The 22,412-nt window shown below is 68.0% G+C and carries 22 protein-coding genes; 16 read left to right on the top strand and 6 right to left on the bottom strand.

Annotation, left to right across the window (positions count from 1 at the left end):
- The first annotated feature begins 1 nt into the window (after position 1).
- A complete protein-coding gene (locus tag ABD693_RS07965) occupies positions 2-541 on the top strand; it encodes a c-type cytochrome (RefSeq protein WP_344696496.1) in 540 nt (179 codons plus the stop codon).
- A 3-nt stretch (positions 542-544) separates the two neighbouring features.
- Here the strand turns inward: ABD693_RS07965 and ABD693_RS07970 are convergent, their stop codons facing one another.
- Genes ABD693_RS07970 through ABD693_RS07995 form a run of 6 tightly spaced genes read right to left on the bottom strand, consistent with a single transcriptional unit; the run spans position 545 to position 6,758 of the window.
- Positions 545-1,045 (bottom strand): TspO/MBR family protein, encoded by a 501-nt coding sequence (locus tag ABD693_RS07970; protein ID WP_344696497.1) that lies wholly within the window; start codon positions 1,043-1,045, stop codon positions 545-547.
- Positions 1,042-2,229 carry a geranylgeranyl diphosphate reductase gene (locus ABD693_RS07975; RefSeq protein ID WP_344696498.1) on the bottom strand — a complete coding sequence of 396 codons (1,188 nt, stop codon included), beginning with the start codon at positions 2,227-2,229 and terminating at the stop codon, positions 1,042-1,044. The genes ABD693_RS07970 and ABD693_RS07975 overlap by 4 nt, the downstream gene beginning before the upstream one ends.
- Entirely contained in the window at positions 2,202-3,506 is a 1,305-nt protein-coding gene (locus tag ABD693_RS07980; RefSeq protein WP_344696499.1) for a BCD family MFS transporter, read from the bottom strand. The genes ABD693_RS07975 and ABD693_RS07980 overlap by 28 nt, the downstream gene beginning before the upstream one ends.
- Positions 3,503-4,405 carry a chlorophyll synthase ChlG gene (gene chlG / locus ABD693_RS07985; protein ID WP_344696500.1) on the bottom strand — a complete coding sequence of 301 codons (903 nt, stop codon included), beginning with the start codon at positions 4,403-4,405 and terminating at the stop codon, positions 3,503-3,505. The genes ABD693_RS07980 and chlG overlap by 4 nt, the downstream gene beginning before the upstream one ends.
- 49 nt (positions 4,406-4,454) lie before the next feature.
- The gene (gene ppsR / locus ABD693_RS07990; RefSeq protein WP_344696501.1) at positions 4,455-5,873 is read right to left on the bottom strand and encodes a transcriptional regulator PpsR; all 1,419 of its coding nucleotides are present in this window, start codon (positions 5,871-5,873) and stop codon (positions 4,455-4,457) included.
- Between the two features lie 27 nt (positions 5,874-5,900).
- Positions 5,901-6,758, bottom strand: a complete 858-nt coding sequence (locus tag ABD693_RS07995; RefSeq protein ID WP_344696502.1) for a cobalamin B12-binding domain-containing protein — start codon at positions 6,756-6,758, stop codon at positions 5,901-5,903.
- 212 nt (positions 6,759-6,970) lie between these two features.
- Between ABD693_RS07995 and bchF the strand changes: the two genes are divergently transcribed.
- The 15 genes from bchF to ABD693_RS08070 all read left to right on the top strand — a co-directional run bounded on the left by bchF (position 6,971) and on the right by ABD693_RS08070 (position 22,412).
- The gene (gene bchF / locus ABD693_RS08000) at positions 6,971-7,474 is read left to right on the top strand and encodes a 2-vinyl bacteriochlorophyllide hydratase (RefSeq protein ID WP_344696503.1); all 504 of its coding nucleotides are present in this window, start codon (positions 6,971-6,973) and stop codon (positions 7,472-7,474) included.
- On the top strand, positions 7,471-8,748 hold the full coding sequence (locus ABD693_RS08005) for a ferredoxin:protochlorophyllide reductase (ATP-dependent) subunit N (protein ID WP_344696504.1): 1,278 nt from the start codon (positions 7,471-7,473) through the stop codon (positions 8,746-8,748). Before bchF ends, ABD693_RS08005 begins: the two co-directional genes overlap by 4 nt.
- A 5-nt stretch (positions 8,749-8,753) precedes the next feature.
- Positions 8,754-10,295 (top strand): ferredoxin:protochlorophyllide reductase (ATP-dependent) subunit B, encoded by a 1,542-nt coding sequence (gene bchB / locus ABD693_RS08010; RefSeq protein WP_344696505.1) that lies wholly within the window; start codon positions 8,754-8,756, stop codon positions 10,293-10,295.
- On the top strand, positions 10,285-13,818 hold the full coding sequence (locus tag ABD693_RS08015; protein WP_344696506.1) for a magnesium chelatase subunit H: 3,534 nt from the start codon (positions 10,285-10,287) through the stop codon (positions 13,816-13,818). The genes bchB and ABD693_RS08015 overlap by 11 nt, the downstream gene beginning before the upstream one ends.
- Positions 13,815-14,726 carry a ferredoxin:protochlorophyllide reductase (ATP-dependent) iron-sulfur ATP-binding protein gene (bchL, locus tag ABD693_RS08020; RefSeq protein WP_344696507.1) on the top strand — a complete coding sequence of 304 codons (912 nt, stop codon included), beginning with the start codon at positions 13,815-13,817 and terminating at the stop codon, positions 14,724-14,726. Before ABD693_RS08015 ends, bchL begins: the two co-directional genes overlap by 4 nt.
- Positions 14,726-15,439: a magnesium protoporphyrin IX methyltransferase gene (gene bchM, locus ABD693_RS08025; RefSeq protein ID WP_344697598.1), complete on the top strand. Its 714-nt coding sequence runs from the start codon at positions 14,726-14,728 to the stop codon at positions 15,437-15,439. Before bchL ends, bchM begins: the two co-directional genes overlap by 1 nt.
- The gene (locus ABD693_RS08030) at positions 15,436-16,857 is read left to right on the top strand and encodes a BCD family MFS transporter (protein ID WP_344696508.1); all 1,422 of its coding nucleotides are present in this window, start codon (positions 15,436-15,438) and stop codon (positions 16,855-16,857) included. Before bchM ends, ABD693_RS08030 begins: the two co-directional genes overlap by 4 nt.
- 20 nt (positions 16,858-16,877) lie before the next feature.
- Complete coding sequence (puhA, locus tag ABD693_RS08035) at positions 16,878-17,654, top strand: photosynthetic reaction center subunit H (protein ID WP_344696509.1); 777 nt, start codon at positions 16,878-16,880, stop codon at positions 17,652-17,654.
- A complete protein-coding gene (puhB, locus tag ABD693_RS08040) occupies positions 17,651-18,274 on the top strand; it encodes a photosynthetic complex putative assembly protein PuhB (protein WP_344696510.1) in 624 nt (207 codons plus the stop codon). The genes puhA and puhB overlap by 4 nt, the downstream gene beginning before the upstream one ends.
- A complete protein-coding gene (puhC, locus tag ABD693_RS08045) occupies positions 18,271-18,756 on the top strand; it encodes a photosynthetic complex assembly protein PuhC (protein ID WP_344696511.1) in 486 nt (161 codons plus the stop codon). The genes puhB and puhC overlap by 4 nt, the downstream gene beginning before the upstream one ends.
- On the top strand, positions 18,753-19,049 hold the full coding sequence (locus ABD693_RS08050) for a hypothetical protein (RefSeq protein ID WP_344696512.1): 297 nt from the start codon (positions 18,753-18,755) through the stop codon (positions 19,047-19,049). Before puhC ends, ABD693_RS08050 begins: the two co-directional genes overlap by 4 nt.
- Positions 19,046-20,086: a magnesium-protoporphyrin IX monomethyl ester (oxidative) cyclase gene (gene acsF, locus ABD693_RS08055; RefSeq protein WP_344696513.1), complete on the top strand. Its 1,041-nt coding sequence runs from the start codon at positions 19,046-19,048 to the stop codon at positions 20,084-20,086. The genes ABD693_RS08050 and acsF overlap by 4 nt, the downstream gene beginning before the upstream one ends.
- Positions 20,083-20,868: a putative photosynthetic complex assembly protein PuhE gene (gene puhE, locus ABD693_RS08060; RefSeq protein WP_344696514.1), complete on the top strand. Its 786-nt coding sequence runs from the start codon at positions 20,083-20,085 to the stop codon at positions 20,866-20,868. Before acsF ends, puhE begins: the two co-directional genes overlap by 4 nt.
- Positions 20,869-20,879: 11 nt before the next feature.
- Positions 20,880-22,100, top strand: coding sequence for a 5-aminolevulinate synthase (hemA, locus tag ABD693_RS08065; RefSeq protein WP_344696515.1), 1,221 nt, complete (start codon positions 20,880-20,882; stop codon positions 22,098-22,100).
- Between the two features lie 108 nt (positions 22,101-22,208).
- Positions 22,209-22,412: a hypothetical protein gene (locus ABD693_RS08070; protein WP_344696516.1), complete on the top strand. Its 204-nt coding sequence runs from the start codon at positions 22,209-22,211 to the stop codon at positions 22,410-22,412.

Below are 22,412 nucleotides of genomic sequence, written 5' to 3' on the forward strand. Positions count from 1 at the left end.
TATGGTTCGTAAGACGCGTCTCGTTGCTTCCGCCCTGTTCGTCGTTGCCACGGCCTCGGCCTGCGGGGGAGGTGGGTCCAAGTCCGAGGACAGCTCGACCACAGCCAGCACCGCCAACACGCCCGCCGCTTCTCCGGCGGCTCCGGCCAACACCGCCGCGCCCGCCGCGACCGCCGCTGCAGCGCCCGCGCCGGATGACACCGCGACCGTCAGCGGCGCCAAGCTTGCCGACTTCACCGGCGATGCCGCGAAGGGCGAGGCGGTCTTCATTCAGTGCAAGACCTGCCACGTCACCGACGCCGGCGTGAACCGCATCGGGCCGAGCCTCCACGGCATCGTAGGCCGTCACTCGGGTGAGATCGCCGGTTACGCCTATTCGGCCGCCAACAAGAATAGCGGGATCACCTGGACGGCCGAGAAGCTGTTCCAGTACCTCGAGAATCCGCAGCGGGTCGTCCCGGGCACCAAGATGGCCTTCGCCGGCATCCAGGATCCGCAGAAGCGGGCCGACCTGATCGCCTGGCTCGGGACCCAGAAGTAAGCTCTAGCCGAAGGGTCCGTTCAGGCGGACCACTTCGTAGTTCAGCAGACCGGCCGCGCTCACCCACGCCAGATAGGGCATGAGGAGGAGCGCGGCCGTTCTCGAATGGCGCAGGCTGATGACGATCAGCGATGCGACCGACAGCCACAACAGCAGCCCTTCGGTGAACGCCCAGTCGGGACGGCGCGCGTTGAAGAAGAGCAGGCTCCACAACATGTTGAGGAAGCCGTTGAGCGCGAAGGCGGCGATAACGGTGTCCGACTCGCGGCGATTGCGGGTGCCGAGCCATGCACTGACCGCTGCAAGCGCCGCCAAGGCGTAGATCGTCGTCCAGGCGATCCCGTAGAACACCGCCGGCGGCGCCCAGTCGGGCTGGCGCAGCGACTGGTACCAGGGGCCGAGGTCGGTCAGCGTCATGCCGACGATCGCGACCGCGAGCGCGGCCGCGGCGGCCAGCGCGGCGGGCAGGTGCCAGGTCTGGCCCAGATCCTCGTCGCGGGTCATGCGCGCACCGGGGCAAGCCCGAGCAGGTGGGCCGTGTCCTTGAGGAAGATCCTGAGGTGGGCGAGCGGATCGGCGCGGACCAGCTTCTTGTTCATATAGGCCTGCCACGTCAGCCGCTGGACGTCGGGGTCCTCGCACATGGTGACGAAGCGCTCGCGGCGCTTGTCGGACGAATACCAGAAATATTGCATCATCCGCAGGACCCAGAAGACGCGGCCATGCTCCTTCATGAAGCGCTTGCGGGCAAGGCGAAGGCGGCGCGGATCGCCGGTGTCGAGAAACTCGCCGACCGCGCCGGCGGCCATCCGCCCGCAGGTCATGGCATAATAGATGCCCTCGCCCGAGGCCGGCGCCACCACGCCGGCCGCATCGCCGGCGACGACCACGTCGCGGCCATTGTCCCAGCGCGCGAGGGGTTTGAGCGGAATCGGCGCGCCTTCGCAGCGGATGGTCTCGCACCCCTCGAGGCCGTTGCGGTCGCGCATGACCTTCACCGCATCACGAAGCGCAAAGCCCTTGTTGGCGCTTCCGACCCCGATGCTCGCGGTGTCGCCGTGGGGAAAGATCCAGCCATAGAAGTCGGGGGACAGGTCGCCCTGGTAAAATACGTCGCAGCGCTGCTTCTGGTAGACGTCGCTGTCGTGTCGGGGCGCGCGTATCACCTCGTGATAGGCGAAGACGCAGGGGACGCGCTCAGCGCCGGGCAATTCCTCGCGCGCGACTCCCGAGCGGGCGCCATCGGCCCCGATCACCGAACGCGTCTCGATCCGCTGCAATTCGCCGCCGCGGCTTTCACGAAAACAGACGATCGCCATGCCCTCGGCGCTTCGCTCGATCCGCTCGAATGTGCCGGTGCGCCGGTGCGCGCCATGACCCATGGCGCGGTCGCGCAGCCATTCGTCGAACTGGTCGCGGTCGACCATGCCGACGAAACCGTCGCCCACCGGCATCCGCACCGCCTTGTTCGACGGCGCGATCATCCGGGCCTCCGTCGCGCGGGCGACGAGGAGGGACAGCGGAATCGCGAAATCCTCGAGCAGGCGCGGCGGGACGGCGCCGCCGCATGGCTTGATCCGGCCCGCACGGTCGAGCAGCAGGACCTTGCGACCGGCCATGGCGAGATCGTCGGCCGCGGTCGCGCCGCACGGTCCTCCGCCTATGACGACGGCGTCGAAGCGCTCCATTGATAATCTCCCTTGGGCCCGGTCGCGGGCAGGCGGACAGCAAAGACGGCGGCGACGAGGAACAGCGTGGCCTCGACCGCGAAGGTGAGGGCAAAGGCGGGGCCATCGCGCCCGAGTAGCGAGCGGGCAGCGTCGGTCGCGATCGCGCCGGTCAACCCGCCAAGCCCGAAAGCGAAGGCCTGCGCCGCGCCCCAGACGCCCATCCGGACCCCGGCACGATGCGACCCGTCCTTGCCGGCGAGCTCCATCATCGCCCCGATCGCGGCGGCGGCGAACACGCCGTTGGCGAGGCCGAGAAGGAAGATATTGGGCACCAGCGGCCACGGCGGGCCGACCATCGCGGCGCCGGTCAGCCCTGAGAGCGCCGCGGCCGATCCGAGACAGCCGAGCGCGGTCCACCATTGCAACGAGGGCCCGCCGCGCTTCCGCAGCCAGCCCGCGCCCGCGCCGGCGATGACCATGCCAACCAGCACGCCGCCGTGCTGCACCCCGGCATATTGCGTGGACTGGCCGGGAGCGGCGCCGAAGATCAGCCCGGCGAAGGGCTCGAGGATCAGGTCCTGCATGCTGTAGGCGAGCATCGAGAGGAAGACGAACAGCGTGAAGCGAACCGCCTCGGGGTCGCGCTTCACCGCGCGAAGGGCGGCGCCGAACGGGATCTGCTCGCGCGCGTCGACCGGTCGCGGAACGCCGTGCTCGACGCCGAGCACCGCGACCAGCGACAGGGTGAAGGCGATCAGGACCAGCCCGCCGGAAACGCTCGCGAGGCGCGGAAGCGAGAAGGGCTGGAGCATCGCGCCCGCGACGCCCGCCGAGATCGCGATGCCCGCGACCATCAGGATCCAGGTCGTCGCGGCGGCCGCGGCGCGGCGCTCGGGGGGCACGCTGGCGGCGAGGAGCGCAAGAAGGGCGGTCCCTGCCATGCCGACGCCAAGGCCGATCATGGCAAAGGCAGCCACCAGCGTCGCCAAGGCCGCGGCGCTTCCGGGCGCGAGCGACGCCACGGCATCGACGGCGGCAAGCGAGCCGAGCGAAAGCAGTGCCATGCCGTTCAGGATCCACGGGGTTCGCCGGCCGCTCCGGTCGGAGGCATGGCCAGTGAGCGGCCGGGTGAACTGGACCGCATAATGCCAGGCGACCAGCGCGGCCGGGATCGAGGCCGACAGCCCGAGTTCCACCACCATCACGCGATTGAGCAGCGAGGTCGCGAGCATCACCATCGCCCCGATCGCCGCCTGCACCGCGCCGAGCCGGAGGATGACGACCCACCCGCTCATGACAGCGATCCGAGCCCGATCGCCGCCGCGACCATGCCGAGAACGTAAAGCGTGACGCCGGTCCCGTTGTACCAGGGCGCCAGCGCCTTGGGATCGCGACTCAGCCGGTTCATGCAGGCGAGCTGCAGGAGGAGCGACCCGCCGATCACCAGCGCGGTCTTGGTCAGGCCCTGGCCGAGAAGGACGAGGATGACCGCGACCTGCGCGGCCGCCATGGCGCTGCAGGCCAGAAGTACCGCTGGCCGCACGCCCACCTCGGCGGGAAGCGAGCGGATGCCGGTCGCACGGTCGCCCTCGACCGCCTTGAAATCGTTCAGGGTCATGATGCCCCAGGCGCCGAGGCCATAGAAGAGCAGCACCTGCAGGTTTGGCAGCGAGGGGAGGTGGCCGAGCAGCACGGCAGAGCCGGTCAGCCAGCTCAGCGACTCGTAACTGAGGCCCACCGCCAGAGGCCCCCACAGCCCGCTTCGCTTCAGCCGCATGGGCGGCGCGCTATAGGCCCAGGCGCTGAGCAGTGCCGCGGCGGTCGCGACCAGCACGATGCTTCCCATGGTCGCGGCCAGCGCAAGCGAGAACAGGGTGCCGAGACAGGCCAGCGCCAGCCCCCATTGCCCGGCAATCCGGCCTGAAGGGATGGGACGTGCGGGCTCATTGATCGCATCGACATGGCGGTCGAACCAGTCGTTGACCATCTGGCTCGTCCCGCAGACGAGCGGCCCGGTCAGCGCGACCCCCGCGACCAGTAGCAGCACCTTCCCGGCGACCGGCTGGCCCGAGGCAAGGACGCCACAACCGAACGCCCACATCGGCGGAAACCAGGTGATCGGTTTTGAAAGCTCGAGCACGTCGGCTGCGGCAGGAAGCGCCGCAAGCGCGGGCTGACGGGCGAGCCGAGTCATATCAGGAGGCTATGCTAGACACCCTCAACCGTCAAACAAATTGGACAGCTTATTCGGCAGCGGCCTCGGTGTCGTCGGCCTTGGCCATGCCGTGACGGTGGAGCTTGGAATAAAGGCTCTGGCGGCTGAGCCCGAGGATCTCGGCCGCCGACGCGCGATTGTTTGAGGTGTAGTTGAGTGCCGCCTCGATGCAGAGCCGTTCGATCAGGTCGGTGCTCTCGCGCACGATGTCCTTGAGGGGCATGCGCCCGACGAGGTCGGTCAGCTGCTCGACCGAGCGCGGCAGGTCACGGGTGACCGGCGGCAGGTCGCGGAGCCGGCGGGCGACCATTCGCATGGTGAAGGCATAATGTGCCTGCGCTTCGCCGGTGCGCACGGCCGAAACCTCGACTTCCTCGATCCCGCCGAGACTTCCGCGAAGCACGGTCGCGACGTTGCGCGCCACCCCGTGCTCGCCGACCTGCGCGCGGATGAGGTCGAGATCGATGCCCGGTCGCCCGAGGAAGTCACCGAGCGGGCGGCCGGCCAGCGGCTCGACGGTCGCTTCCTGGATCAGCTCGACGAAGGCTGAATTGGCGGTGACGATGGTCAGCGCATTGTCGGTCAGGACGAAGGCATCGGGCAGCCGCTCGACCAAATCGAGGATCAGATGCTCCTTTGCATCGATCTGGCGATGTTCGGTCGGGGCGAGCTGGACGAGGAAATAGCCGTCGCCCTGTTGCCGGAAGAGGCGAGCCGAAAGGCTGATGCCGCGATCGGACCGGGCCAGCACGAGGTGGACCGGGGCGACGTTGGCACCGGTCGCGGCCGCGCCGAGAAATGCGATCAGTCGGTCGCGATAGTCGGCCGAGACCTGCGCGACGAGTGGCTGGCCGGCCAGGCTGTTGTGAGCGCCGATCAGCTGGCTTGCGGCGGGGTTGATCTCGCGAACCCGCAGCGTCGCGGAGTCGATGATCAGCATCGGCTCGGCGGTCATTTCGAACAGTAGGCGATAACGCGATTCCGCCTGCCGCAGCCGAAGATAGTCACGCTCGAGAGATTGCTGGACCTGGAGCAGGCGCTGCTGGAGCCGCGCCGTCGCGCGCTCGTCGCGGGCGATGGCCACGGTCGCGCCATTGGCGAGGCGGATCGCGCGGTAGCGCAGCGGGAGTTCGCTCGTCCCGGAATGATTGACCTGACGCCAGTTGGGGACCGCGGCCGGAGGGTGCGCCAGCATCTCCTCGATCTTGATGCGGCTTTCCTGGGTGACGGTGTCGATCCAGCGCCGGCCCAGCCACTGCTCGACGTCGGGAAAGTCACGCGTGTCACCGGCAAGGTCGCGCACCACGCCTTCCTGATCGAGGAGCAACGCGAGGTCACCGCCAGCCGAGGCGAGCGCCGACGCGGCTTCGAGGTCGAGCGAGCCAAGCCACTCGCCCGCTTGCTCGAAGCGTCGCATCTCGTCGCCACTGGGTGACGCTTGTTTCATCCTTGCTCCAGCGCCTCGGCGGCGCAATCAGGCGGTCAGGGCAGCGATGCCGTCCGCCACCAGGCGATCGGCGAGTTCAAGTGCCTCGAGGGCGCAGGCGGCGGTGGCATCGGCACCGACGCGGGTGACGATCGTCGGATCCTCGATCAGGACACGGCCACCCAGCATGACGCGAAGATTGGGGTTCTTGGACACGTTCCGGACCGCCGTGATGAGCGAAGAGAGTGGCCCGATATGGCAGTCACAACTGAGCGTCAATCCGATGATATCATAAGATTTGTCAGCAACGCTGGACAATAACTCCGAACGATCGACTCCGATCAGCAGCGCCGTGTCCCAACCTGCCCGGGCGAAGGTTTCCTCGATCATCGCCGCGCCGAAACCATGCTGGTCGCCGGGAACGGTCGAGAACAACGCTGATCGCGAAGGCCCGAAGCGCAAGGGGGCGGGATTGGCGGCGGCAATCTCCCGCAGCACTTCTTGCAGGCGCCAGAGGGCCATGGTCACGTCGAGGAAATCGAGCCTGTCCGCCGTCCAGTCTTCGCCCAGCAAGCGGGCGGTCGGGGCGAGCAGTTCGACGAAGACGCCCTCGACGCTCAGGCCGCGATCCATGAATGCCTCGACCTCGCGCAGCAGGTCGTGCGCCTCCAGCGTCACCGCGAGTGGGGCGAAGGCCGCTAGGTCGTCCGCCGAGATGATGCCGCTGACCGGCGTCGCCGCCGGCGGTCCGCGATGCGCGACCAACAGGCTGGGGATGATGTCTACCTGGAGAAGGTGGTCGGCGGTCGAGTCGCTGCGGGCGCCTCGACGTTTCGAGCCGCGATGTCCCGTCCTCTTCCTGTCTTCCCCCGGACCCCAGGGGCCGACACCGATCACTGAGGCCACAAGCGGTCTCCTTCAGTGTAGTCGGCGCGATTGCGTCGGCCAAAACGGCGAAGGTTTTCCCAAGCCCCCGATCGCTTCGACTCGAAACGTATCGAAATCATGTCCCGTCCGCAATCACCCGTCCGAAAGACTGTCAAAAAGAGTTTACGTCTAGCAAGATTGACACTTTGACACGCGTGGGCGTAACCTCCGTCCGGGAAGGGTTGCTCATCATGCAGGAGCCAGGCGCAGGAGTTCACGGACGGGAGCCGCTCTACACGATTGAGCAGCGCCGGCGCCGCGACTCGACCCGCTGGACCCTCGTCCAGGGCATCCTCGCCCCGCTGCAATTTCTGGTGTTCCTCGTCAGCCTGGCGCTGGTCCTGCGCTACCTTGCGACGGGCCAGGGCGCGGCGGCGGCGGACGCCTCGATCCTCGTCAAGACCGCGACCCTCTTCACGATCATGGTCACCGGCGCCTTCTGGGAGAAGGTCGTCTTCGGCCAGTGGCTGTTCGCGCCCGCCTTCTTCTGGGAGGACGTGTTCAGCATGCTCGTGATCGCGTTGCACACGGCCTATGTCGTGATGCTCTTCGCGGGCCTCGGGTCCACGTCGGAGCGGATGCTCGTCGCACTCGCGGCCTATGCGACTTACCTCGTCAATGCGGGTCAGTTCCTGTGGAAGCTGCGTCTTGCGCGGCTGGGATCGGAACCGCGGCTTCAGGCCTCCGCCGCATGAGCCTCGCCGCGCCACTCCCGACGACGGACCGCGTCATCCTTCGCGAGCGTGGACAGCGGGAAGTGTTTTGCGGGCTGACCGGGATCGTCTGGCTTCACCGCAAGATGCCCGACGCCTTCTTCCTCGTCGTCGGCTCGCGCACCTGCGCCCACCTGCTCCAGTCGGCCGCCGGCGTGATGATCTTCGCCGAACCGCGCTTCGCCACCGCGATCATGGAGGAAAAGGATCTCGCCGGCCTCGCCGACATGAACGAGGAGCTCGATCGCGAAGTCGGACGGCTGCTCGAGCGGCGGCCCGACATCAAGACCCTGTTCCTCGTCGGCAGCTGCCCAAGCGAAGTCATCAAGCTCGACCTGCCGCGCGCCGCGCAGCGCCTCGCCGAACGTCGACCGGGAGTCCGAATCCTCAGCTATTCGGGGAGCGGCATCGAAACCACCTTCACGGAAGGGGAGGACGCCTGCCTTGCAGCGCTCGCCCGCTCGCTGCCCCCAACCCCAGAGGGGGCACCGGGTGCGCTGGAGCAGGAACTGCTGGTGGTCGGCGCCCTCCCCGACATTGTCGAGGACCAGTTCGCCCGCCTCTTCGCCGAGCTTGGGATCTCCGCCCGATTCTTCCCCGGTCGCTCGTCGGTCGATCTTCCGCCGATCGGAGCGCACACACGCTACCTCCTCGCCCAGCCCTTTCTTGGCGAGACCGCCTCGGTCCTCGACGGCCGTGGGGCGATCCGCCTGCCGGCGCCATTCCCGTTCGGCGCGGATGGCACTGCCGCCTGGCTCGAGGCGGCCGCCAATGCCTTCGGGGTCGATCCGCTCGCCTTCCGCCGGACGATCGCCCCGGCGCGGGAGCGGGCAAAACGCGCGCTCGAACGTCATCGCGAGCGCCTGGCAGGGAAAAGCATCTTTTTCATGCCCGATTCGCAGCTCGAGATTCCGCTGGCGCGCTTCCTGTCGACCGAGCTTGGCATGGACTTGATCGAGGTCGGTACGCCCTATCTCCATGCACGCCACCTCGCGCCCGAACTGGCGCTGCTCCCGGCCGACACCGCGATCAGCGAAGGGCAGGACGTCGACCGCCAGCTCGATCGGGTCCGCGCGAGCCGGCCGGACCTCACGGTCTGCGGCCTCGGCCTCGCCAACCCGCTCGAGGCCGAGGGGCTGACAACCAAGTGGGCGATCGAACTGGTCTTCTCGCCCATCCACGGGTTCGAGCAGGCCGGAGACCTCGCCGAACTCTTTGCGCGGCCGCTTCGGCGCCGCGACGTGTTGAAGGTCTAGGCGCCATGAAGCTCGCCGTCTGGACCTACGAAGGACCGCCCCACGTCGGAGCGATGCGGGTGGCGACGGCGATGCGCGGCGTTCACTACGTCCTCCACGCGCCGCAGGGCGACACCTACGCCGACCTCCTGTTCACGATGATCGAGCGGCGCGGGAAGCGCCCGCCGGTCACCTACACCACCTTCCAGGCGCGCGACCTCGGCAAGGACACGGCGGAGCTGTTCAAGACCGCCGCGCGCGACGCCTATGATCGCTTCAAGCCCGAGCTGATGATCGTCGGCGCCTCCTGCACGGCCGAGCTCATCCAGGACGATCCCGGCGGCCTCGCCTCGACGCTCGGCCTGCCATGCCCGGTCGTCCCGCTCGAACTGCCGAGCTACAGCCGCAAGGAGCATTGGGGCGCGTCGGAGACCTTCTATCAGATCGTCCGTGCGCTCTGCCCGGCAGGCGTGGGGACGCCTGATCGGAGCCGGATCAGCGCGAATATCCTGGGCCCTTGCGCGCTCGGTTTCCGTCATCGCGACGACGTCCGCGAAATTACGCGGCTGCTCGAAATGCTCGGCATCGAGGTCAACGTGGTCGCCCCGCTGGGCGCCGCGCCCGCCGATGTCGCGCGGATCCCGGACGCCCGCTTCAACATCTGCCTTTATCCCGAAATCGGCGACGAGACGACGCGCTGGCTCGAACGCACGCACGGCCAGCCCTTCACGAAGACCATCCCGATCGGGGCCGCGGCGACCCGCCGCTTCATCGAGGAAGTCGCCGCGCTGGCCGGGGTCGATCCCGCCCTGGCGCTCGACGATCCCGACATGCGGATGCCGTGGTGGAGCCGGTCGGTCGACAGCACCTACCTGACCGGAAAACGCGTCTTCATCTTCGGTGACGCGACCCACGCCGCCGCCGCCGCCCGCGTTGCCCGCGACGAACTCGGCTTCAGCGTCTGCGGCATCGGTTGCTACAATCGCGAATTCGCCCGCGAGGTCCGCACTGTCGCCGCCGAACTCGGGCTCGAGCCGCTGATCACCGACGACCATCTTGCGGTCGAGGACGCGATCGTCGCAGCGCAGCCCGAACTGGTCCTCGGAAGCCAGATGGAACGCCACATCGCCAAGCGGCTCGGCATTCCCTGCGCCGTCATTTCGGCACCAGTGCACGTCCAGGATTTCCCCGCGCGCCACAGCCCGCAAATGGGGATCGAGGGTGCGAACGTGCTGTTCGACAGCTGGGTCCATCCGCTCGTCATGGGGCTCGAGGAGCATCTCCTCACCATGTTCCGCGACGATCCCGAATTCCACGACGGGGCAGGGGCGAGTCATCTTGGCGGGCACGGCACCGTTCCGGCGAACGATACGGTAAGCCATCCCACGCCAATCGATGCCGAGGCCAACGGGCGCTGGTCGGCCGACGCCGAAGCCGAATTGCGCAAGATCCCCTTCTTCGTTCGCGGCAAGGCGCGTCGCAACACCGAGGCCTTCGCCGCCGAGCGCGGCCTTGCGACCATCGAACTCGCCACGCTCTACGACGCCAAGGCGCATTATGGCCGATAGGGTGCCAGCACCGGTGCGGGTGACGATCGTCACCCTCGACAAGCACCTCGCCGGTGCCGTCGACCGCGCCAACCTGCAGCTCGCCGCCGACGGCATCAGCATCGCCTTCCACGCCGCATCCGAATGGGATCGCGATCCCGCCGCGCTCGAGGACACCAAGGCCGACATCGCTCGGGCCGACATCGTCGTCGCGACCATGCTCTTCCTCGACGATCACATCCGCGCGGTGCTTCCCGCGCTCGAGGCCCGGCGCGAGGAATGTGACGCGATGCTGGGCCTGATGAGCGGCTCCGAGGTCGTCCAGCTGACCCGCCTTGGCGGCTATCGCATGGACGTTCCGGCGCGCGGGCCCATGGCACTGCTTAAGCGCCTGCGCGGATCGAAGAAGCCCGGGGCAAGCTCGGGCGCCGGGCAGATGAAGATGCTTCGTCGCCTGCCCAAGCTGCTGCGCTTCATGCCGGGTACGGCGCAGGACGTCCGTGCTTACTTCTTGACGCTGCAATATTGGCTCGCCGGATCGGACGACAACGTCGTGGCGATGGTTCGCGCGCTCGTCGACCGCTACGCCGATGGCGAGCGGCGGCACCTTCGTGGCACGCTCAAGGCCGCCGCCCCGCGCGATTATCCCGAGGTCGGGCTCTACCACCCGAAGCTGCGCCAGCGGATCGTCGACAAGGTCGAGAAATTGCCGGCGGCCAGTGGCGAGGCCGGAACGGTCGGCCTGCTCCTGCTTCGCTCCTACCTCTTGGGCCGCGATGCGGGCCATTATGACGGTGTCATCGCGGCGATGGAGGCGAAGGGCCTCAAGGTCGTGCCGGCCTTCGCCAGCGGCCTCGACAGCCGTCCCGCGATCGAGCGCTATTTTGTCGCGGACGGCAAGCCGACGGTCGACGCGATCGTCAGCCTGACCGGCTTTAGCCTGGTTGGTGGCCCGGCCTACAACGATGCCGACGGTGCGGTCGCGACGCTTGCGGGCCTCGACCTGCCCTACGTCGCGGCGCAGGCGCTCGAATTCCAGTCGCTCGAGCAATGGCGCGAGGGCGCGCAAGGGCTACTCCCGCTCGAGGCGATGATGATGGTCGCCATTCCCGAGCTCGACGGCGCGACCTGCACGAGCGTGTTCGGCGGTCGCAGCGGCGTCGCCGGATCGCCGCTCAAGGCCATGACCGGCGACCCCGAGCGTGCCGGCGCGCTCGCCGCCAAGGTCGCGCGGATCGTTGCCTTGCGCCGGAGCGAACGGGCTGCGCGCAAGCTCGCGATCGTTCTGTTCAACTTCCCGCCCAACGCCGGCGCGACCGGAACCGCCGCCTTCCTCGCGGTCTGGGAATCACTCCACGCGACACTCCAGCGGCTCGCCGCCGAGGGCTATGACGTCGACGTGCCGGAAAGTGTCGACGCGCTCCGTACTGCGGTGCTCGACGGCAACCGCGAACGATTCGGAAGCGATGCCAATGTCGTCCATCGCATCGGCGCCGACGAACATGTCCGACGCGAGCCGCACCTTGCCGCGATCGAGCAGCAATGGGGTCCGGCGCCCGGCCGCCAGCAGGCCGATGGCGCGTCGATCCATGTGCTCGGCGCGCGCTTCGGCAACGTCCTTGTCGGCATCCAGCCCGCCTTCGGGTTCGAGGGCGATCCGATGCGGCTGTTGTTCGAGAAGAGTTTCGCGCCGACCCACGCCTTCAGCGCCTTCTACCGTTATTTGCGCGAGGACTTCGGTGCGCATGCGGTGCTGCACTTCGGCACGCATGGCGCGCTCGAATTCATGCCGGGCAAGCAGGCCGGCATGTCGGGCGACTGCTGGCCCGAGCGGCTGATCGGCGATCTTCCGAACTTCTATCTTTATGCCGCCAACAATCCCTCGGAAGGACTACTCGCCAAGCGCCGCAGCGGAGCGACGCTCGTCAGCTACCTGACCCCGCCGCTCGCAAATGCGGGGCTCTACAAGGGACTCGCCGAACTGAAGGCGCTGGTCGAGCGCTGGCGCCTGACCGACGTCGGCGCGCCCGAAGCCGCCGATCTCCAAAGCCTGATCGCCGACAAGTGCGAAGAGATCGATCTCGATCCCGCCGGTGGCCCTTCGGGAATTGCGCAGCGCCTTTACGAATATGAGACGACGCTGATTCCCGACGGTCTCCACGTCCTCGGCGCCATGCCGGAAGGCGAGACCCGCGACCGCTTCCTCGCGTCGCTACCCCAGGAGGATCGCGCGGCCGTCGCGACCGGGCTCGACGCCACCGACGAACTCGCCGCGCTCGTTCATGCGCTCGACGGCGGTTACGTCCGCCCGGCGCCCGGCGGCGACGTCATTCGCAATCCCGCCGTGCTTCCCACCGGTCGCAATGTGCACGGGATCGATCCCTTCCGCCTGCCGAGCATGCTTGCGGTCACCGAAGGCGAGCTTGCCGCACGTCAGCTCATCGAGCGGCACAAGGCCAGCGGGGAGGGGCTGCCCGAAAGCCTCGCCATGGTCCTGTGGGGCACCGACAACCTCAAGAGCGAAGGCGCGCAGATCGCGCAGGCGCTGGCACTGCTCGGCGCGCGTCCGCGGCTTGACGGCTATGGTCGCCTGGCCGGCGCCGAACTCATCCCGCTCGCCGACCTCGGCCGACCGCGGATCGACGTGGTGGTCACGCTGTCAGGCATCTTCCGCGATCTTCTGCCGCTGCAGACCCGGATGCTCGCCGAAGCCGCCTGGCTCGCCTCGGTCGCCGATGAGCCCGAGGAGATGAATTTCGTCCGCAAGCACAGCCTCGCGCACATGGCAGCGCACGACTGCGACATGGAAACCGCGGCGCTGCGGGTCTTCTCCAACGCCGAGGGTGCTTACGGCGCCAACGTCAACCAGCTGGTCGATGCCGGTGCGTGGACCGATCCCGACGAGCTCGCCGAGGTGTTCGAGCGGCGCAAGGGCTTCGCCTACGGCCGCAAGGGTGCGCCGGTCGCGCAGCGGGCGATCCTCAAGAGCGCGCTCGGCACGGTCGAGCTGACCTACCAGAATCTCGAATCGGTCGAGCTCGGGGTCACCGACGTCGACCAGTATATGGACAGCCTCGGCGGCATTACCCGTTCGGTGGCCCGCGCGCGGGGCAAGGCGCCGCCCATCTACATCGTCGACGCGACCCGCGGTGCCCCCAAGGTCCGGACGCTCGCCGAACAGGTCGAGCTCGAAAGCCGCACCCGCACTCTCAATCCGATCTGGTACGAGGGCATGCTCCGCCACGGCGGCGAGGGCGTCCGCAACATCGAGGCGCATGTCGCGACCACGCTCGGCTGGTCGGCGACGACCGGCGCGGTTTCTCCTTGGATCTATCAGCAGATCAGCGAGACCTTCGTGCTCGATCCCGCGATGCGCGAACGCCTCGCCACACTCAATCCGAAGGCATCGGCCCGCATGGCCGATCGCCTCCTTGAAGCCCACGACCGTCAATACTGGCAGCCGGATGCAGCGACCCTCGCTGCCCTCCACGCCGCCAGTGACGAGATAGAGGACAGGCTGGAAGGCCTGATGGCCGCCGAATGACGCTCGATTCCCCCTTCTCGCTCAGTGGCGCATCCACCCTTTCGCCGGGTGACGGCGAAGGCTCGGTCCAGGTCGAGCTCGACCCCAATGTCCGGATCAAGGGCGCCAAGGTGTTCGCAGTCTACGGGAAGGGCGGGATCGGCAAGTCGACGACCTCGTCCAACCTGTCGGCCGCCTTCTCGCTGCTCGGCCATCGCGTGCTCCAGATCGGCTGCGACCCCAAGCACGACAGCACCTTCACGCTGACCAAGAAGCTGATGCCGACCGTCATCGACGTGCTCGAAAGCGTCGACTTCCACCACGAGGAACTGCGCCCCGAAGACTATATGTTCGAGGGCTTCAACGGCGTGATGTGCGTCGAGGCGGGCGGCCCCCCGGCCGGCACCGGCTGCGGCGGCTATGTCGTTGGCCAGACCGTCAAGCTCCTCAAGCAGCACCACCTCCTCGAGGATACGGACGTCGTCATCTTCGACGTGCTCGGCGACGTCGTGTGCGGCGGCTTCGCGGCACCGCTCCAGCATGCCGAGCGCGCGGTGGTGGTCGCCGCCAACGACTTCGACAGCATTTTCGCGATGAACCGGATCATCGCCGCCATCGCCGCCAAGGCCAAGAATTACGACGTCCGGCTGGCGGGAGTCATCGCCAACCGTTCGGCCGAGACCGACGAGATCGATCGCTTCGCCGCCGCGACCGGCCTTAATCGCCTTGCCCACTTCCGCGACGTCGACGCGATCCGCCGCTCGCGGCTCAAGAAGTGCACCCTGTTCGAGATGGACGACAGCCCCGAGGTGCAGGTCGCGCGCGAGGAATATCTGCGGCTTGCGAAGATGCTGTGGGACGGCGTCGAGCCCAATGCGGCCAAGGCGATGAAGGACCGCGACATCTTCGACTTCCTGGGCTTCGAATGATGGCCAGCGCCGCGCCCTCGACCGAACTTGGCCAAGGTTACGGCCGCCAGCGCGAGCGGCTGCGGACCTATTTCGATTCGACCGCGCGACGGGCGTGGATCGACCTCACCTCCGACACCTCGGTCAGCCGCATCCGGCAGACGGTGCGCGCCGGACGCGACGCGATGCGCGCAACCCTGCTGTCGTGGCTCCCGCAAGAGCTTGACGGTCGGTGCCTGCTCGACGCTGGCTGCGGGACCGGGGCACTCAGTTTCGACGCGGCAGCGCGCGGCGCGCACGTCACCGCCATCGATGTCGCCGGCGGCCTGGTCGATGTCGCCCGGGCTCGAGGCGCAAGCGAGGACGCGCGGATCGACTGGCGGACCGGCGACATGCTCGATCCTGCGCTTGGCGACTTCGACCATGTCGCGGCGATGGACAGCCTGATCCACTATTCGGCCGACGATCTCGTCAGCGCGCTGGCCGCCTTGTCGGCCCGGACGCGGCACTCGATCGTCTTCACCTTCGCGCCCTACAGCCCGGCGCTCGCCGCCATGTTGATGATCGGCCGGCTGTTCCCGCGCGCCAACCGCTCGCCCGCCATCGTGCCCGTCCGCGAGTCCGAGCTTCGCCGTCGGCTGGCGGCCATCGACGGCTGGACCATCGGCCGCAGCCAGCGCATCGCGAGCGGCTTCTACAAGAGCCACGCGCTCGAACTGGTGCGCCTCGCATGAGCGCCCGGTCGCTCGGCCCCGGCATCTGGACCCGCGTCGCAACCGCGTGGCTGCCGTTTGCCGATGCCGCGACGACCGAGCTCCCCCTTGGCCGCCTGCTGCGGCTGTCGCTGTTCCAGGTTTCCGCCGGGCTCGTCTGGGCGCTGTACAACGGCACGCTCAACCGGGTGATGATCGTCGAATTGGGCATTCCGGCCGGCCTGGTTGCCGCCCTGATCGCCATCCCGCTCCTCGCCGCGCCGTTTCGCGCATTGATCGGACACAAGTCGGACGCGCATCGCTCGGTGCTCGGCTGGCGGCGCGTGCCCTATCTGTGGATGGGGACATTGCTGCAGTTCGGCGGGCTGGCGATCATGCCCTTCGCGCTGCTGATCATCTCGGTCCCCGACGGGCAGGGTGTCGGCCTGTTCGGCTGCGCGGTCGCCTTCCTCCTCACGGGCGCGGGGCTGCACATCGCGCAGACCGCCGGGCTTGCTCTCGCCACCGACCTCGCGCCCGAGCACGCCCGCCCCCGCGCGGTCGCCTTGCTCTACGTCATGCTGCTCACCGGCACGATGATCAGCGCGCTCGTGATCGGCGAGCTGCTGATCGACTTCACGCCCACCCGCCTCGTCCAGGTGATCCAGGCGGCCGCGCTTCTCACCCTCGTCCTCAACATCGTCGCCAGCTGGAAGCAGGAGCCGCGCCGTGCGCCGCTGCGCACCGAAGCATCCGAGAAGCTCGGCTTTGCCGAAGTCTGGACCCGGCTCGTGGCCGAGCCCCACAGCCGCCGCCTCCTCTTGGGCGTCGGCTTCGGTGCGCTCGCCTTCGGCATGCAGGACGTCCTCCTCGAGCCCTATGGCGGCGAGATCCTCGGCATGTCGGTTGGGGCGACCACGACGCTGACCTCGCTCTGGGCGCTCGGCGCACTGCTCGGCTTCGCGCTCGCCGGCAGCCGCCTTGCCCGCGGGAGCGAACCCAACCGCCTCGCCGGCTTCGGCTGTGTGGTCGGCATGTTCGCCCTGCTCCTCGTCATCTTCGCTGCGCCGACCGCCACTCCCCTCCTGCTGATGGTCGGCGCAGCGATGATCGGCTTCGGTGGTGGTCTGTTCATGGTGGGCACGCTGGTGGCCGCAATGACCCTTGCCCGCACCTCGGAAGCGGGCCTCGCGCTCGGCGCCTGGGGTGCGGTCCAGGCATCCGCTGCCGGAGCCGCCATTCTTCTTGGCGGCCTCGTTCGCGACGGCATCTCGATCCTCGCGACGGGCGGCCGGCTCGGCGAGACCCTCGCGGTGCGCGCAACCGGCTACGGCGTGGTCTACGCCGCCGAAATCGTCCTGCTTCTCGTGACCATCCTGGTCATGGGCCCCCTGGTGCGGGCGCAGCTTGCACCCTCCGCCAATCCGCCACGCTTCGGCCTGGCGCAATTCCCGAGCTGAACGAAGAGGAAAACGGGAACATGTCGCATCACGAAATCATCGTTGGACGGCTCGATGTGGCGGAGCTCGTCTTTTACGCGTTCGTGCTCTTCTTCGTCGCCCTCGTCTTCTACCTCCGGCGCGAAGATCGGCGAGAAGGCTATCCGCTCGAGGATGCGGTGACCGGCCGCGTCGACAGCGCCTGGGGTCCGCTCACCGCGTCGTCCTATAAGCGCTTCAAGCTGCCGTTCGATCGCGGCTATGCGACCACGCCGGCGCAGGGCCGCGAACCCGTCGAGATTCCCGGCACCCGGCCTTACGACCGCTTCCCCGGCGCGCCGCTGGTACCGACCGGCGATCCACTCGTCGATGGCGTCGGCCCGGCCAGCTGGGTCAATCGCGCCGACTGGCCCGACCAGGACATGGAAGGGCGCCCGCGGATCGTCCCCATGTCGAGCGAGCATGAATGGTCGATCGCGCGCGAGGATGCCAACCTCATGGGGATGAAGGTCGTGGCGGCCGATGGAGTCGTGGTCGGCGAGATCAGCGACGTCTGGATCGACCGTTCCGATCATCTCGTCCGCTACGTCGATGTCGCCACGGCGAGCGGCAGCGTCATAGTCCCGTTCCTCATGGGCACCGTCCACGGCCGCAAGCGCGTCTACCATGTCGACGCCATCGCCGCGTCGCAGTTCGCCAATGCCCCCAAGGTCGCGACCGCCGGCCAGATCACCCGCCGCGAGGAAGACCGGCTGATGGGCTATTTCGGCGGCGGCTATCTCTACGGCATGCCCGGCCGTGCGGAGCCCTTGCTGTGAGCGCTGACCGCCTGAACGGCCTTCCGGGCAAGCTCCCGCCGGGCGAGACCATCGTCTGGCAGGGTGCGCCCGACTGGCGCCAACTGCTGCGCTCGCTGTTTCACGCCCGCGCCGTCGCCGTCTACTTCGCGATCCTCGCGGTGGCGGGTTTGCTCGCGGGGAGCCCGACGGGCGCCGCGATCACGCTGGGAGCGGGATTGCTCGGGCTCGGCGTCATGGCGGTCCTCGCCAAGGCCTATGCCACCAGCACCGTCTATACCCTCACCGACCGGCGCATCGTGCTCAAGATCGGAATCGCGCTGCCGATGAGCTTCAATCTTCCGCTGCGGCAGATCGATTCCGCGGACCTTCGGATGCTCGGCAACGGCTGCGGCGACATCGCGCTCAAGCTCAAGGGCCGCGAGCGGATCGGTTGGGCGCTACTCTGGCCGCATGTCCGGCCGCGTCACCTCCGCCAGCCGCAGCCGATGCTGCGCTCGGTGCCCGGTGCTGAAGACCTCGCGATCAAGCTCTATCATTGCTGCGCCGAGGTGATCGACGTCGCGCACGTCGAGCCTGCCGCCAAACCCGCGCCCCGTCCCGCACGGCCCGCCCCCGAACCCGTCGAGGCCATGGCATGAACGAGCTCGAGCATCACAGCCACGAGAACATGATCCCGCCCGGTGCGCTCAAGGCCGCCTGCGCCCTGATCATCTGCGTGCTGGTCCTCGTCTCGGCGGTCCGCTTCGGCTTGGTCGACGTCGGACCGAGCCCGGCCGAAGCGCGCCTCGCCGCCCACGAACAGCCGGTGGCCCAACGCCTTCTCCGCTTCGACGATGGTGCCGGCGGCAAGGTGCTGGTGAGCGATGCCGGCAACGGTCGTCAGGTCGCTGCGATCGGCACCGAGGGGAGCGGTTTCATCCGTGGGGTGATGCGCGGCCTGGCGCGCGAACGGCACCTCAATCGCCAAGGCCCGGCCGCGCCCTTCGCGCTGGCCAGCTGGCCCGACGGCGCGCTGACGCTCACCGACACCGCCACCGGTCGCGTGATCGAACTCGGCAGCTTCGGCCCGACCAATCGTGCCTCCTTCGCCGCCTTCCTCGCTCCGGAGACCCGCTCGTGAGCCTGCTCTGCGCCGCCCGCTTCGAAACCTCGTGCCGCATCAGCGTCGAGCACAGCCCAGATTCCCTCCACGCGCATGTCGAACTTCCCGACGACATTGCGATCGGACCGGGCGACCGGGTGCAGGTGCATGGCGCGCCGGTCGTCGTGCCGTTCGGGACCAGCCTCGTCCTCGATCGCACGGCGACGGTCGAGATCGCTGGACCGCTGCGCCGCGCCTGGACGCGCTTCACCGCTTATTTCGACATGAGCGAACTCTACGAAGTCAGCTTCACCCCCGGGAGGCTCGCATGAACGCCCATACGCCGGTGACCCCGGCGGACACGCTCGCGATCGCACGGCAGGAAACGATCCTGTCGCCGCGCTTCTACACGACCGACTTCAAGGCGCTCGACAAGATCGACGTCACTCCGGTCCGCGCCGAATGGGACGCGCTGATCGCCGACTTCGACCGCGACGAGAACAAGCGCCATTTCCGCAGCGAGGAAAGCTTCGACGGCATCCTTGACCGAATGACGCCGGCGCTCCGGGCCGAGTTCATCGACTTCCTCGTCAGCTCGATGACCAGCGAATTCTCGGGCTGCATCCTCTACGCCGAAATCGCCAAGCGCGTCACCAATCCCGACGTGAAGAAGCTGTTCAAGGTCCTCGCCCGCGACGAAAGCCGCCATGCCGGCTTCATCAACGAAACGCTCAAGGACGCTGGCCTCGGCGTCGATCTCGGCTTCCTGACCAAGACCAAGAAATACACCTATTTCAAACCCAAGTTCATCTTTTACGCGGTCTATCTGTCGGAGAAGATTGGCTACGCCCGCTACATCACCATCTACCGGCAACTCGAAAAGCATCCCGAGCTCCGCTTCCATCCGATCTTCGCCTGGTTCGAGCGGTGGTGCCAGGACGAGTTCCGGCACGGCGAGGCCTTCGCCATGCTGATGCGGTCGGAGCCGAAGCTGCTCACCGGCCTCAACAAGCTCTGGATCCGCTTCTTCCTGCTGTCGGTCTACGCGACGATGTACGTGCGCGACGCCGGCCGGCCGGAATTCTTCAAGGCGCTCGGCATCAGCCCCGCCGACTATGGCTACAAGGTGTTCGACATCTGCTCGGCGATCAGCCGGCAGGTGTTCCCGGTGGTGCTTCCGACCGACGACCCCCGCTTCCGTGCGGCGATGGAAAGGCTGCGCGTCGCCGGCGATGGCATTGCGCGCAACCGTGGCATCGCCAAGCTGCCGCATCTCGCCGGCGCGGCCTTCGCCTTCGCCCGCATGTATTTCCTTCGGCCGGAAAAGAGCCCGCTGCCCGCCACCGTCCGCATGCAGCCGGCCTGGTGAGCCTGTCGGGCCATCTCGTTCCCGCGCTGGCGGTGCTGCTCAGCTGGTTCGCCAGCACGGCGCTGGTGGTCTGGCTCGTCCACCGGCCCCGCGCGACCTATCGCTCGGCCATGATGGCAACGTCGGTGGCGGCGATCGCGGGCATGGCGGTGATCGTCGCGACGCGGCACGACGACGGCATCGCTGCGACCTATGCCTCGGCGGCCGGGGCGCTCGTCATCTGGGCGTGGCAGGAGCTCGCCTTCCTGACCGGCGCCGCGGCGGGTCCCCGCCGGCTTCCCAAGTCGGTCGGAGCGGCAGGCTTCCTTCGCTTCCGCCAGGCCACCGAGGCACTGCTGTGGCACGAACTGGCACTGGCCGGCCTGCTGGCCCTGTTGGTGATGATCGGATGGGGCGCCGCCAATCAGGTCGCCGCGTCGATCTTCGGGCTGCTGTTCGTCCTCCGCCTCGGCGCCAAGCTCAGCATCTTCAGCGGCGTGCCCAATTTCAGCGACGAGCTGATTCCGGCGCATCTTCGCTACCTGCACAGCTATTTCGGGCCGCGTCGGCTTAGCGCCACCCTCGTGATCGCGCTCGGATCGAGCCTGCTGCTCGCGACCCTTCTCGCCGACCGTGCGCTGTCGGCCGGCGCGGGCAGCGCCGCGATCGCGCCGAGCCTCGTCTTCGCGCTCGCCGGGCTCGGCGCGCTCGAACTTTTCTTTCTTGCCCTTCCGGTTCGTGACGGTGTCTTGTGGCACTGGGCGATGCGGCCGGGCGCCACACGCATTGCGGGACAAGCCTAGGGGGACCGGCCATGGATTATGAGGCCTTTTTCAACCAGTCGCTGGACGATCTTCGCGGGGAGGGGCGCTATCGCATCTTCGCCGAGCTCGAGCGGCGCGCGGGCAATTATCCCAAGGCCAAGTGGCACAAGGACGACGGTGCCGACGAAGTCACTGTCTGGTGCTCGAACGACTATCTCGGGATGGGCCAGCATCCGGTCGTGCTCGATGCCATTCACGAAACGCTCGACAGCTGCGGCGCGGGGGCCGGGGGCACGCGCAACATCGCCGGCACGACGCATCAGCATGTGCAGCTCGAGCGCGAACTCGCCGATCTTCACGGCAAGGAATCGGCGCTGCTCTTCACCTCGGGCTATGTCTCGAACTGGGCGGCGCTCGGCACGCTCGGCGCGAAGATCCCGAATGTCGTCATCCTTTCGGACGCCGGCAACCATGCCTCGATGATCGAGGGTATCCGCCATAGCCGCGCCGAGCGGCAGGTCTTCGCGCACAACGACTGGCGCGACCTCGATCGCCGCCTCGCCGCGCTCGACAAGGACCGGCCCAAGCTGGTTGCGTTCGAGAGCGTCTATTCGATGGACGGCGACATCGCGCCGATCGCCGAGATCCTCGACGTCTGCGAAGCGCATGGCGCGATGAGCTACATCGACGAGGTCCATGCGGTCGGCCTCTATGGCCCGCGCGGCGGCGGCGTCGCCGAGCGTGAAGGCCTGATGGACCGGATCACCGTGATCGAAGGCACGCTGGGCAAGGCCTATGGCGTCCTCGGCGGCTACATCGCCGCATCGACCGCGCTGTGCGACTTCGTCCGCAGCTTCGCCAGCGGCTTCATCTTCACCACCGCGCTTCCGCCGGCGCTCGCCGCCGGGGCGGCGGCCAGCATTCGCCACCTCAAGGAGAGCGAGGCCGAGCGCCAGGGGCAGCGCGATCGCGTCGCCACAGTCCGGGCGCGGCTGATGGCGGTCGGCATCCCGATGATGGACAACGACAGCCACATCATCCCGGTGATGGTCGGCAACCCGGTCCACTGCAAACAGATCAGTGACTGGCTGCTCGAGGAATATCGGATCTACGTCCAGCCGATCAATTACCCGACCGTGCCGCGCGGAACCGAGCGGCTGCGCATCACGCCCTCGCCGGTCCACTCGGCCGAGGACATCGACCGGCTGGTCGACGCGCTGAGCGAGATCTGGTCGCGTTGTGCCCTGAGCCGGGTTTCCGCCGCGGCCTGAGCGACCATGGCCTGAAGCATTAGTGGGCGGTCGGACCTTCCGGCCGCCCAAGTCGTTGGGGGATTACGAAAAAAAGGGGCGGGGACACTTCAACGAAGGCGCTTCGCCATGAACCTGTCCGACTATCTCGCCGCCAACAACATGTTCATCCTGATCGCCGGCTTCCTGGTCGTGCTGGTCGCGTTCCTGTGGTTCCTGCGCAAACCCGGCAACCGGCACCCGATGGAAGGCGAGCGCGGTCGCCAGCTCGACGAGGAGCGGGCGCGCGGCAATGCGCAGGACACCACCGACGTTCCGCCGACCCGCCGCTAG

The organism is Sphingomonas rosea (assembly GCF_039538065.1).
Classification (GTDB): Bacteria; Pseudomonadota; Alphaproteobacteria; order Sphingomonadales; family Sphingomonadaceae; genus Sphingomicrobium; species Sphingomicrobium rosea.

Excerpts from the sequence above, each read along its gene's own strand:
- ABD693_RS07965 (WP_344696496.1), top strand. The coding sequence starts at position 2 with ATGGTTCGTAAGACGCGTCTCGTTGCTTCCGCCCTGTTCGTCGTTGCC.
- ABD693_RS07970 (WP_344696497.1), bottom strand. The coding sequence starts at position 1,045 with ATGACCCGCGACGAGGATCTGGGCCAGACCTGGCACCTGCCCGCCGCG.
- ABD693_RS07975 (WP_344696498.1), bottom strand. The coding sequence starts at position 2,229 with ATGGAGCGCTTCGACGCCGTCGTCATAGGCGGAGGACCGTGCGGCGCG.
- ABD693_RS07980 (WP_344696499.1), bottom strand. The coding sequence starts at position 3,506 with ATGAGCGGGTGGGTCGTCATCCTCCGGCTCGGCGCGGTGCAGGCGGCG.
- chlG (WP_344696500.1), bottom strand. The coding sequence starts at position 4,405 with ATGACTCGGCTCGCCCGTCAGCCCGCGCTTGCGGCGCTTCCTGCCGCA.
- ppsR (WP_344696501.1), bottom strand. The coding sequence starts at position 5,873 with ATGAAACAAGCGTCACCCAGTGGCGACGAGATGCGACGCTTCGAGCAA.
- bchF (WP_344696503.1), top strand. The coding sequence starts at position 6,971 with ATGCAGGAGCCAGGCGCAGGAGTTCACGGACGGGAGCCGCTCTACACG.
- ABD693_RS08005 (WP_344696504.1), top strand. The coding sequence starts at position 7,471 with ATGAGCCTCGCCGCGCCACTCCCGACGACGGACCGCGTCATCCTTCGC.
- bchB (WP_344696505.1), top strand. The coding sequence starts at position 8,754 with ATGAAGCTCGCCGTCTGGACCTACGAAGGACCGCCCCACGTCGGAGCG.
- ABD693_RS08015 (WP_344696506.1), top strand. The coding sequence starts at position 10,285 with ATGGCCGATAGGGTGCCAGCACCGGTGCGGGTGACGATCGTCACCCTC.
- bchL (WP_344696507.1), top strand. The coding sequence starts at position 13,815 with ATGACGCTCGATTCCCCCTTCTCGCTCAGTGGCGCATCCACCCTTTCG.
- bchM (WP_344697598.1), top strand. The coding sequence starts at position 14,726 with ATGGCCAGCGCCGCGCCCTCGACCGAACTTGGCCAAGGTTACGGCCGC.
- ABD693_RS08030 (WP_344696508.1), top strand. The coding sequence starts at position 15,436 with ATGAGCGCCCGGTCGCTCGGCCCCGGCATCTGGACCCGCGTCGCAACC.
- puhA (WP_344696509.1), top strand. The coding sequence starts at position 16,878 with ATGTCGCATCACGAAATCATCGTTGGACGGCTCGATGTGGCGGAGCTC.
- puhC (WP_344696511.1), top strand. The coding sequence starts at position 18,271 with ATGAACGAGCTCGAGCATCACAGCCACGAGAACATGATCCCGCCCGGT.
- acsF (WP_344696513.1), top strand. The coding sequence starts at position 19,046 with ATGAACGCCCATACGCCGGTGACCCCGGCGGACACGCTCGCGATCGCA.
- hemA (WP_344696515.1), top strand. The coding sequence starts at position 20,880 with ATGGATTATGAGGCCTTTTTCAACCAGTCGCTGGACGATCTTCGCGGG.
- ABD693_RS08070 (WP_344696516.1), top strand. The coding sequence starts at position 22,209 with ATGAACCTGTCCGACTATCTCGCCGCCAACAACATGTTCATCCTGATC.